1 protein-coding gene is annotated in these 965 nt (G+C 65.3%); it reads left to right on the top strand.

From position 1 onward, the window contains the following. Positions 1-965 (top strand): PHP domain-containing protein (locus tag AC1DJH_RS33070; RefSeq protein ID WP_478188610.1); only part of this gene is annotated, 965 nt, incomplete at both ends.

Below are 965 nucleotides of genomic sequence, written 5' to 3'. Positions count from 1 at the left end.
CTGGTCGAGCGCGCCAAGCAACTGGGCTACAGCGCGTTGGCGATCACCGACGAATGCAGCCTGGCCGGTGTAGTGCGCGCCCACGTGGCTGCGAAGGAGCAAGGGATAAAGCTGCTGATTGGCAGTCAGTTTCTGGTCGAGCCTGAAGCACTGGACGCAGATGCCTTGCCGTTCACGCTCACAGTACTGGCCTGCCATCTGGAGGGCTACGGCAATCTGTCCGAATTCATCACCAAGCTGCGCCGCGTCTCCGAGAAGGGAATGTACCGGCTTCCCCTCGGCGAGATCAGCGGATCGAAACTCGAAGGCTGCGTCGTTCTGGCCTCACCCAAGCGCATGGTGACGCCCGCGCAACTGCAATGGCTCGGTGGCTGGCTGATGCGGGAGTTCCTGGGGCGCTGCTGGTTCGCGGTGGAGAAGCTGCGCTTGCTCGACGACGAGATGTGGCTGTACCGCCTGACCGAAGTCGGCAAGGCAACGGCGATCCCACTGGTGGCCGCGGGGGACGTGCATTTCCATGTGCGGTCGCGCAAGCCACTGCAGGACGTGATGACCGCGACGCGCTTGGGCAAGCCGCTGACCGAGTGCGGCCTCGAGCTGCAACCCAACGCRGAGCGCCACCTGCGAACGCGWTTGCGGCTCGCRCAGACCTACRCAYCCGACCTGCTCGCCGAGACGCTCAAAGTCGCCGAGCGCTGCAACTTYAGCCTGGAYGAACTGCGCTACCAGTACCCGGACGAGGTGGTCCCGGCCGGCGAGACGCCAGCGGGTTACCTGCGCCGCATCACCTACGAGGGGGCAGGGCGGCGCTGGCCCGACGGCATCTCTGCCAAGGTCCAGGCGCAGATCGAGCACGAGCTGGCGCTGATTGCCGAGCTGAAGTACGAACACTACTTCCTCACCGTGGCCGACATCGTGATGTTCGCGCGCTCGCGGCACATCCTCTGCCAAGGCCGCGGCAGCGC

This window comes from Variovorax sp. 10N412 (genome assembly GCF_056394985.1).
The sequence above is the reverse complement of the archived record's forward strand: the minus strand, read 5'-3'. Positions and strand labels throughout refer to the sequence as shown.